Source organism: uncultured Anaerobiospirillum sp., assembly GCF_902485895.1.
In the GTDB taxonomy this organism is placed as follows: Bacteria; Pseudomonadota; Gammaproteobacteria; order Enterobacterales; family Succinivibrionaceae; genus Anaerobiospirillum; species Anaerobiospirillum succiniciproducens.
Map to the genome: position 1 here is coordinate 17,040 of NZ_CABTML010000084.1, position 13,573 is coordinate 30,612.

The 13,573-nt window shown below is 43.6% G+C and carries 9 protein-coding genes; 7 read left to right on the top strand and 2 right to left on the bottom strand.

Annotation, left to right across the window (positions count from 1 at the left end; genetic code table 11):
* The first annotated feature begins 158 nt into the window (after nt 1-158).
* The 6 genes from RDO37_RS06890 to RDO37_RS06915 all read left to right on the top strand — a co-directional run bounded on the left by RDO37_RS06890 (nt 159) and on the right by RDO37_RS06915 (nt 7,789).
* Nucleotides 159-1,070 (top strand): flagellin, encoded by a 912-nt coding sequence (locus RDO37_RS06890; protein WP_308498555.1) that lies wholly within the window; start codon nt 159-161, stop codon nt 1,068-1,070.
* A gap of 13 nt (nt 1,071-1,083) precedes the next feature.
* Nucleotides 1,084-1,995 carry a flagellin gene (locus RDO37_RS06895; protein WP_308498556.1) on the top strand — a complete coding sequence of 304 codons (912 nt, stop codon included), beginning with the start codon at nt 1,084-1,086 and terminating at the stop codon, nt 1,993-1,995.
* 13 nt (nt 1,996-2,008) lie between these two features.
* Nucleotides 2,009-2,926 carry a flagellin gene (locus tag RDO37_RS06900; protein ID WP_308498557.1) on the top strand — a complete coding sequence of 306 codons (918 nt, stop codon included), beginning with the start codon at nt 2,009-2,011 and terminating at the stop codon, nt 2,924-2,926.
* Nucleotides 2,927-2,939: 13 nt separating this feature from the next.
* Entirely contained in the window at nt 2,940-3,971 is a 1,032-nt protein-coding gene (locus RDO37_RS06905) for a flagellin (protein ID WP_308498558.1), read from the top strand.
* 265 nt (nt 3,972-4,236) lie between these two features.
* Nucleotides 4,237-6,009: a tRNA lysidine(34) synthetase TilS gene (gene tilS / locus RDO37_RS06910; protein WP_308498559.1), complete on the top strand. Its 1,773-nt coding sequence runs from the start codon at nt 4,237-4,239 to the stop codon at nt 6,007-6,009.
* A 628-nt stretch (nt 6,010-6,637) separates the two neighbouring features.
* Nucleotides 6,638-7,789, top strand: a complete 1,152-nt coding sequence (locus RDO37_RS06915; protein WP_308498560.1) for a hypothetical protein — start codon at nt 6,638-6,640, stop codon at nt 7,787-7,789.
* Nucleotides 7,790-7,948: 159 nt separating this feature from the next.
* Here RDO37_RS06915 and RDO37_RS06920 read toward each other — a convergent pair whose 3' ends face one another.
* Together RDO37_RS06920 and rpsT are read right to left on the bottom strand one after the other, a co-directional pair.
* Nucleotides 7,949-9,457, bottom strand: coding sequence for a sulfatase-like hydrolase/transferase (locus tag RDO37_RS06920; RefSeq protein WP_281709928.1), 1,509 nt, complete (start codon nt 9,455-9,457; stop codon nt 7,949-7,951).
* A gap of 577 nt (nt 9,458-10,034) precedes the next feature.
* Complete coding sequence (rpsT, locus tag RDO37_RS06925; RefSeq protein WP_027940053.1) at nt 10,035-10,298, bottom strand: 30S ribosomal protein S20; 264 nt, start codon at nt 10,296-10,298, stop codon at nt 10,035-10,037.
* Between the two features lie 849 nt (nt 10,299-11,147).
* Here rpsT and RDO37_RS06930 point away from each other — a divergent pair.
* A complete protein-coding gene (locus RDO37_RS06930; RefSeq protein WP_308498561.1) occupies nt 11,148-12,713 on the top strand; it encodes a hypothetical protein in 1,566 nt (521 codons plus the stop codon).
* Nucleotides 12,714-13,573 lie beyond the last annotated feature (860 nt).

Here is a 13,573-nt window from a genome sequence, read left to right on the forward strand (position 1 = left end):
AACGAGGATATAAATTGCGATTATATAAGTAGGTTATGATAAGAAAATTCAAAAATCTTGATGCAATGTGTGCGATGCAACAAGTACTTTGACTTAGTCACAAGAACGTTAGTTTTCTTCTCATAACTGCCTAATCAAACTACAGTGGAGTATCCATCATGGCAGTATATGTAAATACCAATTACAGCGCTCTTCAAGGCCAAAGATACTTAGGCAACGTCCAGAATTCTTTAACTACTACATATCAGCGCTTATCAAGCGGTATGCGTATCAATAGCGCTAAAGACGACGCTGCAGGCCTCCAGATCGCCGATCGTCTGACTTCACAGATCAACGGCCTCAACCAAGGCAACCGCAATGCATCTGACGGTATCGCCCTTGCTCAGACCATCGAGTCAGGTATTGATGAGATCTCAGGCATGCTCCAGAAGATCCGTACATTAGCTGTCCAAGCTTCCAATGGTACAAATACTTCAGAAGATAGAACCGCCTTAGCAAAAGAGGCAACTGCCTTAGTAAATGAGATGTCCAGAATTGCTAAGCAGACTACTTATGGTGGCGCTACAGTTCTTCGCGGTACTACAAAAGGTGCAATCTACAACACTACCGGTCAGAACGTAAAAGCCTCTGAAGGCGGCAAGATGACATTACAGGTAGGATCTAATAAAGGCGACACTATTTCTTTTGATGTTGCATCTTTTGTGTTCTCACATATTGCTAAAGGTGCAAGCAAAGGCTTCAAAGACATTAAAGGCGATGCAACTGATGCAGTTTTATTTTCCACTGCAACAGCTGCGCAGGAGTTAATTGGCTCTGTTGATGCTCTTATTGCCAAGGTTGATGCACAGCGTGCCAACTTAGGTGCAATCCAGAACAGACTTGAGAGCTCTATCCGCAACCAGTCTAATGTTGCTGCTAACGAAGCTGACGCACGCTCACGTATCCGTGATGCTGACTTTGCAGAAGAGTCTGCAAACCTGTCACAACAGTCAATCATTCAGCAGGCTGCCGCTTCTATGCTGATGCAGGCTAATACTCGTCCACAGCTCGGCTTAAGCCTCTTAGGTTAATAGGAGTAAGATCATGGCAGTATATGTAAACACCAATTACAGCGCTCTTCAGGGTCAAAGATACCTTTCTAATGTCAACAATAGCCTGACTACTACATACCAAAGACTGTCAAGTGGTATGCGTATTAATAGCGCCAAAGACGACGCTGCAGGTCTCCAGATCGCCGATCGTTTAACCTCCCAGATCAACGGCCTCAACCAAGGTAACCGCAACGCATCCGACGGTATCGCCCTTGCTCAGACCATCGAGTCAGGCATTGACGAGATCGCAGGCATGCTTCAAAAGATTCGTACCTTATCTGTTCAGGCTTCAAACGGCACTAACACTGCTGAAGATAGAACTGCTTTAGCTAAAGAAGCAACCTCTTTAGTTAATGAAATTTCACGTATTGCAAAGCAAACCACTTATGGTGGCTCAACTGTTCTGCGTGGTACAACTAAAGGCGCAATCTACAATACAACTGCTCAAGGCGCTGCTGCATCCAAGGGTGGTCAGATGACCCTACAGGTCGGTTCCAACAAGGGTGATACTATTACATTTGATGTAGCATCATTTGTATTCTCACACCTCGCCAAAGGCTCAAGCAAGGGCTTCAAAGACATTAAAGGCGATGCAAATAATGCAGTTTTATACTCAACCGCAACCGCAGCTCAGGAATTAATTGCCTCTGTTGATGCTCTTATTGCCAAGGTTGATGCGCAGCGTGCCGACTTAGGTGCCGTACAGAATCGTCTTGAGAGCTCTATCCGTAACCAGTCTAACGTTGCTGCTAACGAAGCTGATGCACGTTCACGTATTCGTGATGCTGACTTTGCTGAAGAGTCTGCAAACCTCACTCAGCAGAATATCATTCAGCAGGCAGCTGCTTCCATGCTGATGCAGGCTAATAGCCGTCCACAGCTTGGCCTGAGCTTATTAGGTTAATAGGAGTGAGATCATGGCAGTATATGTAAATACAAATTACAGCGCTCTTCAGGGTCAAAGATACCTCAATAACGTCAATACCAACCTGACTACTACATATCAGCGCTTATCATCAGGCCTTCGTATCAATAGCGCCAAAGACGACGCTGCAGGTCTCCAGATAGCCGATCGCTTAACCTCCCAGATCAACGGCCTCAACCAAGGTAACCGCAATGCATCTGACGGTATCGCACTTGCCCAAACCATTGAGTCAGGTATGGACGAGATCTCAGGTATGCTGCAGAAGATTCGTACCTTAGCAGTTCAGGCAGCTAATGGTACTAATACTGCTGAAGATCGTGGTGCTTTAGCAAAGGAAGCATCTGCTTTAGTAGCTGAGATGGATCGTATTGCAGAGCAAACTACTTATGGTGGTAGAACTGTGCTTGAGGGTGGTACCTCCAAGTCTATCTATACCAAGGCTCAAAATGCTACCAAAGGCGGCAAAATGACCCTTCAGGTAGGATCCAATAAGGGTGATACAATTTCTTTTGATGTAGCTTCTTTTGTTTTTTCAGCAATTGCTAAGGGTTTCAGTCTCGGCTTTAGAAAAGATGGTAATACCCTTAAAGAGGCATCAAAGGGAAATGCTATTCTTTTCTCCACTGCTTCAATGGCCCAAGATCTTATTAAGTCAGTAGATAGTATCATTGCGAATGTTGATGCTCAGCGTGCCAATTTAGGTGCGATCCAGAACAGACTTGAGAGCTCCATCCGCAACCAGTCTAACGTTGCTGCTAACGAAGCTGACGCACGCTCACGTATTCGTGATGCTGACTTTGCTGAAGAGTCTGCAAACCTGTCACAGCAGTCTATCATTCAGCAGGCTGCCGCTTCTATGCTGATGCAGGCTAATACCCGTCCGCAGCTAGGCTTAAGCCTCTTAGGCTAATAGGAGCTAGCTTATGGCAGTATATGTAAATACAAATTACTCAGCTCTGCAGGGACAAAGATACTTAGGCAACGTCCAGAATTCTTTAACTACTACATACCAGCGTTTATCAAGCGGTATGCGTATTAATAGCGCCAAAGATGACGCTGCTGGACTGCAGATCGCCGATCGCTTAACATCCCAGATTAATGGCCTCAACCAAGGCAACCGTAACGCATCTGATGGTATCGCTCTTGCCCAGACTATTGAGTCAGGCATGGACGAGATCTCAGGCATGCTTCAAAAGATCAGAACCTTAGCTGTTCAATCAGCAAATGGTACTAACACCTCAGAGGATAGAACAGCTCTGGGTAAAGAAATGGCAGCCTTAGCAACCGAAATCAACCGTATTTCAACACAAACAACCTTTGCAGGTAAAACTGTGTTGAATGGTAAGATTGATGGCTCTATCTACGAAACCCCAGCAGCCGGCGGCGGTGGTGGCGGCGGCGGTGGCGGCGGTGGTGGTGGCGGCGGCGGCGGTGGTGGCGGTGGCCAAAACGCTGTTGCTGGTGGCACCGGTGCCCTCACGCTACAAGTTGGTTCCAACAAAGGCGACACCATTACTTTTAATGTCGACTCGGTTTATTTTTCCAAGATCGCATCTGATACAAATCTAGTTGGTGCCGATAAGTTCTTTAAAGTTGATAACAAGGGCCAAGTATCGATTGATCTGACAAAGATTACGTTTAATGGCGCTGGCGGTGGTCAGGGTGCTAATGCTAAGGATATTGGCGACGTCATTAACCTTATGGATCAGGCAATCGCAAAGGTTGATGGCATGCGTGCCGACCTTGGCGCTTTGCAAAATCGTCTTGAGAGCTCAATCCGCAATCAGTCTAACGTTGCTGCTAATGAAGCTGATGCACGCTCACGTATCCGTGATGCTGACTTTGCTGAAGAATCTGCAAATCTATCCCAGCAGTCCATCATTCAGCAGGCAGCTGCTTCTATGCTGATGCAGGCTAACACCCGTCCTCAGCTGGGCTTAAGCTTACTTGGCTAAGTGCTGCTTACTTGAATGTATCCTTTTAGCTTAGTTTTATAAGCTAAATGAGGCCGTCAAAGGTTGGAAATACTAACTTTTGGCGGCCTTTGTGTTTTTGGGGGGCCTGTATGATTGTTCTACATGGCAGGCGATATTCGTTTGGATGCGATATTTATCTGAGTTGTTACTTAAATTTCCAATATGCATGGGATCTGGGTTAGATCGTATTATCATATCTGCCACAAGTTAAGACTGATGCGCTAAGGTAGGTTTGATGATGGCAATGGATGAGTTAAAACGAAATCTAGTTGATGCTGAATGCCGCTATAAAGTGGCTGTTCAGAACTTACGTGGCACAATGCAGCGTAAACAGATAGTAAACAAGCTTAATGACTCATCCGACCCAAGTAAGGTAGCTTCTTATCGAATATTAGGAAATGCCATGTATGCTGCGGAAAGTGGAATTGCCGCAATTAAGCCTATACGTGGTGTTCCTGAGGTTGATAGATGCGCCTTAGAATGCCTCTCAGCTCTTGTTGATCTAACTCATGCGCAGTTGCTGCACCATAATGCTTATGGTAAGAGAGTCGGTGTTGCTGATGAGTCTTCGGATGGGAGCAACTTAGCTTGTAGTTTAGCTTGTAGTGCTGGAGTAGAGCGTAAAGGGCTAATTAAGCGTCTCGTTACTGGCATGTCAGGAGGTGCTGATTCAACTTTAGCATTAGTGCTTTCGTGTGTGCTACGCGATCGCTATGGCTATGCAGTTACTGCAGTGCACTGTATTCATAGATTAGATCCTGATGATGACATTTGGCTCAGTAACAACATCGATGTTTGTCAGAAGTTAGGCGTAGAACTTAAGACGCCTGTGCTTAATATTGTGTATGGCAATGGAGTATCGCCTGAGGAAGTATCGCGCAATGAGCGTTATCGTGAGCTCATCAGTGAGGCATCAAGTGAGCATGATGCTTTAGTCTTTGGCCATCAAGCAGATGATCAAACTGAAAGTTTCCTTCTTGCATTAAAGCGCGGCTCTGGCCCACAAGGTCTTGGGGGTATGGGCTTTATACGCGAGGATGATCGTGGCTTAATTATCAGACCTTTGCTGATGCTGCATAAAGTTGAGGTTGAGCAGATCTTGGTATCTTCATCCATACCTTACGTCTACGATCTTTCTAATAGCTATTTAAAGTTTGAACGAAACTTTATGCGTTTAAAAGTATTGCCTCTTATGCGATCTCGTTTTGCCGGCGTGGATAAGGCAATCTTGAGATCTCAAGCTTTATGCGCAGCAGAGCATGACTTAGCAGAACGCTTTATTGAAAGTCAGATCTCCACTTATCTTAAGCAAGTAGATGATTATCCGCATTATTGCTTTGACTATAGCAAGCTAGATCTTACTGATCGTAACTTAAGTACCATGCTCTTAAGGGCATTTTTCAATAAGTATCTCAAGATCTCTGTTGAGCTAAATATCATTGAGCAGTGCTTAGAGTTGATGTCGCGGCCAAATGACAGTAACGGCCTAGTTAAGCTCAATGCATGTGGCCCTTTTGGTCATGATCTTATGATCTCAACTTTTGCTCAGAAGCTTTATGTTTATGAGTGCGATCCTTTAGAAGATTCATTAAAGAAGCGTCCATCATCGCCAGCGCTTGTAGATGGTTGTTGCTATAGATTGGATATTGGCTCAGCACTTACTCTGGGTTCTTATGAATATGCCTTGCATGAGCAGTTGGATAATGATTTTGATTGTGGTGTAGTTGGGCGTATTGATCTTGATGTTCCAGGGGATGGAGTTTTTCTAGACTTTAGCTATACAGGATCACTCAAGCTAAAGCCGCTTAAAAGATCTCATTCTAGAGAGGTAAAGAAGATCTTCATTGAGCATGGTGTTGCTCCGTGGCAGCGCATGCGTCAGCCGATCGTGGTTGATGGCAAGGGCAATAAGTTAGCGCTAGGAACTGTGTGCTTGTTAGATCATTCATTAAGATCGGAGCAGTATTCAAATATGGCTTTACGTAAGCTTAGGCTCACAATTAAGAGAAAAGCTTAGGTTGCGTCTGCAGACTATTATTAGAGATCTTGGGAGGCTTTGCAGACTATTATTAGAGATCTTGGGAGGCTTTGCAGACTTCTAATATAAGATCTTAGATAGCTAGTACAGATGGGATTTTGAGATCGCCAAATATAAAGATGGCCTGACTAGATCTGCCTAGTCAGGCCGTCTTTTAACTGGGATAGTAGAATTCTGTTTTAGGCGAACACAATATGCGTTGTTCTTAACCTTGCTTGTATATATAGAGTGCTAAAAACTCTAAAAGTTCCAAAATTTATTAAACTTTTTTGTAGAGCTGTTAAATATTATCTAAAACTATAAAAAAAGCGCTACATATGGGCTTAATGAGCGCGTGTTTGTGATTAAAACTAGCGATCTTGATCGTTTTTGTCAGTTGGCCTTTTAAGATCTCATTAGCATATTGTTATGGTTTGACGAAGATAAAAGCTGTGAGGATTGTCTAAAGTAGAGTATGCAAGATCGAGTAGGCTTTTGACCAATCAAAGGCTCGTGGTAATATGGACGAATACGTCCGCTGTTGCTAGCTTAGAGCGCCTTTTCTTTGTGGATAAAAAGGATGCATCATTGCGGATGACATTAAGATTCAGGCAGGGAAGGATTAATGATGGCTAACGGAGCAAAGCTCGTCTCTTTAAGCGCTATTGTCAGCATGGCATTAATGAGTGCATGTACCTCTAATGAAGGTTTAAACTCACAGAGCGCAGTTAATGATCCTGCTAATAAGGTTATTGAAAGCCGCCTGATGAGCGACTACGAGGTCATTAAGACTGTCTCTTCTCAAATTGACCGTAATAATATTTACGACAATAGCATGCAGCCAGTTAACAAGACTGAAAAGTGCTTAATTCCATTCATGGTTGCTGATGCTGCTGACTCGCGTATGTACTGGGATGGAAAGTGCTCTAATGGCCATGCAGTAGGTTTAGGCCGTGCGGTACGTACTATTGCTGATAAGAAAGTAGCTGAGTACCTGATTGAGATTGACGAGAAGAACCCAGATACCTTACATACTTACCTGCGTTATGACGCTGGACGTTTTGATAGTGAAATCGGTTATAGCGTTCTGACCTTAAAAGATAATAAGTTCACTGGCTTTAGCGCCACTATGGGCTATAACGACCAAGACTGGCTTGATGGTACCTACGAGTTTACTTATCGCTATGAAGATACTGCAAACTTCGTCTCATACACTAAGATCATCGATCTGCTATCAGGTGAGTATTCATCCATTATCGCTTATCCAAACTTCAGCCATGACTTACTCAATGCCTCGGATAATGTGTTAAGCAGCATTTCTAAGACATATCGTTTGCTCGAAGGCCGCACCATGATTGGGTTATCCTACATTTGGCTCAAAGATGGCCGTTTGTTAATGAAGGATAATGCTACTGGTAGCGATAGTATCTTAACTGAGCATCCTGCTGAGCTTGAGACTATGGTCAATGAGATTCAAGATAAGGTAGCAGCTCAAACTGATATTGTGTCTAAGGAAGTTGAGAAAGGCTTTGCCAAGGTCGAAGAGTATTCTTCAAAGCAATGCAAGCGTCCAAATGCTTTCTTCAAAGGTGATGAGGTGAATGTTGTTTGTGACTATCTTTTCAACCTTAATGCAGCCTATGATCAGTTAGTTGAGGCCAAAGAAGTTCGCTCTCATGAAATTGATTCTTTCCGTGACAGCCAGAACCAGCGCCTGCAAAAGCTCAATGACTACCTTAAGAACTTCAAGAAGTTAGGTTCTCCAGAGGATAAGAACTAATTTAGCGATCTCTCTTGTATGTGAGTAGCTCATAAGCTAGTTAAGTCTTATCTGCTTTAGATCCTACTCAAACAAAAACGCCCCATTGACCTAAGTCTCTGGGGAGTTTTGTATTTGGGGGTAAGCCATAATTAAATGCCAGGCTTACCCTTAATATCTTTAAACGAGCTTAACGGTAGGAACTGTACCGCTAGTGTCGCCGTAGTGGTTGGAGATAAAGTCATCAATAGTAACCTTAACTCCTTCCTCTTTTTCGATCATGTCGACTAAGCGCTTGCGCAGATCCATTTTGATGTCGGTATAGCAGATGTCTCTGATGAGGTTGTTAATCTCATACTCATCATTGTAGTTGTCGTGCATGAAGTCATCACGGTATCTATCAGCCTGGCAAGTCTCAATACCAGAGAGATCATCGGATGAAACCTCGTAGACAAATTGCTTAGTACGGATGCCACGAGCTACACGGCTTTGAGTGATGTAGTAGTACAGAGCCTCGCTCTCATCAATTTCTTTATCATCTAAAGAAAGGAGGTTCTGACCATAAAGATCTTCAGCATCAATACCAGCAACGGTTAGCATGGTCTTGCTTAGAGATAAGGTAGAGACTAAGTGGTCTACTACTTTGCTATCTTTAATAGCACCACCTGCAATAACTAATGGTACCTGTGAGCTATCAGCATGGATTGAGGAGGCGTAATCATCCTCACCCTTGCAACGCTTGTCTAAATTACGGCCGCCAAAGTGATTACCAGTAGCTGCAGTAAAGACGATAACTGTGTTATCCCACTCACCTGAGTCTTTGAGCTTTTCTACTAAACGACCTAGGTTATTATCAATGCTATTGCACTGAGCTAAGTGGTTCATGTAATCAGAACGGAAAGAACCAGCGTAAACCTGAATGGTGATAGGTACAGAGCAACGTACAAAGTTAACGCGCTTATCCTCATCAGGAGCAACGACAGTCTTAACGAGCTCATCTTCATTAGGAGCAGTGCCGTTTTGCTTAGCTAACTTTCTTTCAGCTTCTTTAGCTGCCTTTTGCTCATCGGTAAGCTTATCTTCTTCACGTGCCTCAAGCACAGAGCGCTTGATCATGGAGATGCATGGCTCGCCGTATGATAAAGTCATGAAGAAAGGCTTGGAGCTATCACGCTTATCTAAGAACTCTAAAGCAAAGTCTGTAAGCTTATCAGAGCGCCAACCGTTAAACTCAACCTTATTGTTGTTCTCATCAAAAACGTGGCCTGCAAAAAGCTCTGAGGTAGCGTTAAGGTCATCAGATGCACGCCAGAAGCCATTGAAGCCACCACGCTTATCAGCTGGAACTGCTTCGCCCTTGGTGCCGCCTAAGCCCCAGTGACCGATAAAAGAGGTCTCATAACCTGCATCGGCAAAGCTATTAGCAATGGTCTTGCAGTCGCTTGCAAGAGCTTGTCCCTTGCAAAACACCTGGTTTTCTACAGGAGTACGGCCAGTCATAACTGCTGCTTTGAATGCTGCAAGAGCAGGGGCAGTGTTAAAAGCGTGATTAAACTTAATACCTTGTGCAGCTAGCTCATCTAAAACCGGAGTAACTGGAAGCTTTTGGCCATAGCAGCCGCAAGTATCAAGGCGTTGCTGGCCGCTGAGACAGAAGATGATGTTTGGTCGGTTAGTCTGAGTTGACATGCTGTATTCCTTTCAGATCTTAGTGCATAACTCTATAAGCAATAAAAGTCAGAGCTTATCGCTAATGCGCACCCCCAAGACGTCTGTATATGGGCTGATGTCTTGGGGGTGAGTATGAGCAAAAAGCCGACGCGCCGCAATTACTGCAATTTACTTGCCTAGTATGGCTTTGCACTCAATATCATACAGACAAAGTTACACTTTTGCACATAGATACGGACAAATGCCGTACACGACTAGACTTTTATCTTGAGCGGGCGCTATTTACATGTTTGTTTAAGTGGCATGCTTGAGGTCAATTGCACTTGCTGACTATGACTAACTGGCTCAATTTCTTTGAATGTGGTGGGTTATAGCGATTAGCTAATGTGGGTTTGGAGGCTGAAAAATGGAAAGTAGGTATTGAGGCAATAAGAGCTGTATGGTTTTGGGTGGATGGATATTTTTAGCTTGATAAGATGGGAATGGGGTTTTGCAAGATGGCCAGATATAAAAAACATGGCCATCGAGACTTTTTAAAGCATAAAAAAACCCTGCTAAATAGCAGGGCTTTTTTAAAGAGTCGAAAGCTATTAGATTAACCTAAAGCCTTGATCTTCTGAGCAAGATCGCTCTTATGACGAGCAGCCTTGTTCTTGTGGATTAAACCCTTGCAAGCTGCACGATCTAATACTGGCTCAACTTCCTTGAAAGCTGCAACTGCTGCTTCTTTGTTGTTAGCGGCAACAGCGTTTAAAACCTTCTTTACTAAGGTACGCATCTTGGAACGAGCAGCAACATTACGCTGACGTGACTTCTCGGTTAACTCAACGCGCTTCTTTGCGGACTTAATGTTAGGCACAAATAGCTCCTGGAATTTATAAAGTACTTTAAAATGTAGAGCCACGGCTGCCATATGAACAAATGCCGGTGGCACTAAACGCGCTATTATACCAAAGCGAAGAGGAAATTGCATATTTTTGTGTGCGAGATCCCGATTTTTTGAAAAGTAAGCAAAATCTTTGCGTTTTTAGGAGCTGCAATTTGTGCTCTAAAGCCTTATTTTATCGGGAGTTTTGAGTAGATTTGGATTCATGGGAAATTTCGCTATAGCTGAAGTATTGATCTTGTCATAGGACTTTCGAGTGTGACATTTAATAGCTTTTTGACCATAACTTAAAGCTCTCGATTGCCTTTCTAGATATCGCTACAGGGATTTTTCTTGAGCATCAAAGCATCATCATATTTTTGGAGGAGATGAAGCGGCAAAGTGGCATGCGTGTGTTTTGTGTGGGCGGGGCTTAGCTCAATGCTATGTGGGGAGTAACTTAGTTGAGGCCTTGCCTTTTATGAGTAAATCTCATAGCAAAGTCTTATATGATTAGATTGTTATATGCCTTTGCTTATCATGGAATGTAGAAGCTTTACTCTGAGTTTGATCGCTTTAAATCGTAGTTCGATAACATTTTGACTATTTTCATGGCACACATCTATTGCTATGAGTGCTAGGATTAGCAACCTAAGTATCTTCTATGGAAGCTAATGAACAAGTCTGCTCGGCTTATGACTCTCTAATGGACTAGCTTGAGTGTTGTCTAAAAGCATTAGTGTCTATAGTAGTTATAGGGCCCGTGTACACTGGGTTTACAGATGCGGCGCAAAATTTGCTGTAGATGCGTTCATGCATTTCGATAGTATCAGGAGAGTCCAATTGGCTAATCAGTTTAGTAAGCGTTTAATGCAGTTACTGCTAGGCTCATGTGTACTGAGTGCGTCGGTGTTTACAGTTGCATGTAACAGCGTCTCACCAGTCACTGGCAAAACAATGACTGATCAAGAGCAGGCTGCCTATGAGGCTGAGATCGAGCGCGTAAATACTCTCAAGGTTAATTGTCGTAAAGAAGACGGTAAGAGCTGTAATGTTATGGCTACCGATGTTCTTGCTGACTACGAAAAGAGCCATAATTTCGACGATCTTAAGAGTGCTATCTTACTTGCAACCAAAGCTTGTTATACAGATAAGCGTTATTGCTTAACTAAAGGCGATCTCTTCTACCGTGCTTACAAAGATGGCCATAGCATTGATAGCTTCTTACCAGGCCGTTACATTCGTGAAGAGATGTCTGAGGCTTACAAGATGGCTACTGACAGTGGCGATCTTGCGATTGCAGCAGATGCTTATTACAAGCTTGGCTTAGTGAATACTGACTTTGGTCGTGTCAAAGAGGCAAAGCAAAACTTTGACATGAGCTGTAAGCTTGGCAATTCTTCATACTGCTTAAAGGGTGCAACTAAGTTAGCATCCTCCACCTCAAAGGATTCAGATGATGGCAAGGCTTTAATTGAAAGTACCAATGATACTTTCAAGAAAGCTTGCGATCTTAACAATGTAGATGCATGTATTTCTTTAGCATCTCGTTTAGATGAGCAAAAGAAGCCTGCTGAGGCTGAAGCTGCACTGCAGAAGGCTTGCTCTTTAAAGGATAAGAGTGCTTGTGAGAAATTAGCCGTACGCTACACCAAGCAAGGCAAAAAGGCTGAAGCTCGAGATGCATATAAGCAGTCATGTGATTTAGGCAACGTTAACAGCTGCTATGTGCTCTCTCGTGCCGAGATTCGTTTAGGCGAGATTGATAAGGCTGCTCCATTAGTACAAAAGACCTGTGATTCAGGGGATGCAAATGCTTGTTACATTAGCGGAAGCCTCTATCAGGTTAAATCCAATTCACAGCAGACTTTAGCCTCATTAACTAAGGCATGTGCTGCAAATAATGCCGATGCATGCTATGCACTTGCTATTTCAGAGTCATCTGATCGCTCTGGCATGATGTCTAAGGCATGTAGCTTAGGCAATAAGAATGCTTGCGATGCTTTAGCATCTACTTTCGTGCAGTCAAATGCTGATGCAGTAGGAGCTTATAGCAGATCTTGTGATGCAGGCAATAAGGATGCTTGCGTTCAGTCTGGTTTATCTTTAGCTGCAACTGGCGATATTAACGGCGCTAACAGCATGCTTTCAAAGGCTTGTGATCTTAAGTCAGCCGTAGCTTGCGAAATGCTAGCCGTTTCTAGCATGCGCTCTGGTCACTATGATGCTGCAGTAAAGTCTGATACTCGTGCTTGCTCATTAAACTCTGCTAATGCCTGCAACCGTTTAGGTCTTTTCTATACCGATGGCATTGGTGTTAAGAAGAACCTGAACACTGCATTAACTTACTTCAACAAGGCATGTAAGCTTGGCAACAAGGGCGCTTGCTACATTGTTAATGGTAAGTAGAACTAAGCAATTACAGTATTAGTTTCAAAGCCATATCACTTGGCTTTGCTAATTACGAATGAAAAAAGCCAGACCGGTTCAGCCAGTCTGGTTTTTTTTCGCCCAAACAAAATGATTACTGAGCCAACGACGATGGGTGGATTACCTCTGCCCATGCCATTTGCTATCCTCATAAAATGTGCAAATAGAGGGGTATTAATGGCGTTCATGGTCGTGCTGAACACGTTTGAGGCGCTATGCCGTGTGGCCTGAACGGCTCGGGGTAGATATTAGCCGCTATGCCTGTGTAGCCTGAACGGCACGGGGTATGGGTAGAGATGAGGCGCTATGCAGTGTTGCCTGAAAGGAACAGGGCATGGATGGGCGGCTATTGCGTACAGGGGTTGGTTTTTGTGAATAATTTAGGTAGGTAGCTGTAAGCTTGTGGTGCAAATGACCATGATTTTTAAGCGAAAGTATGCGATTTTGCACTAACTTAGTGCTCATCGGGTGTATGATAAGCGACTGTCACCTAATCGCTTATATAATCAGTCATCAAGACTTTGTACTAGTTCAATCAACGCTCTTCATTTAGGCCATTGCTTCGCACAATTAAAGGGCTATATAGCTTGATTGAGGCTTGCAAACTCAATAATATTAAGCATTCGGTGTTTTGATGGCAGTAGGTTCACTTTAGTGCATCAACCTAAACGTGAAATTTGTTGCTGTTGTTATGGTGTGTTTAACATAGAGCATGCTCATGTTTAAGCACTTTAAGCCGTAGCTCGTGACCAAGCTCAAGCTTTGGAGTCTAGATACATTAAATGTCTTTAGATCGCGAGCATTGCTTGCTATTGTGCTTTCTTTGCAATATGGAGTGG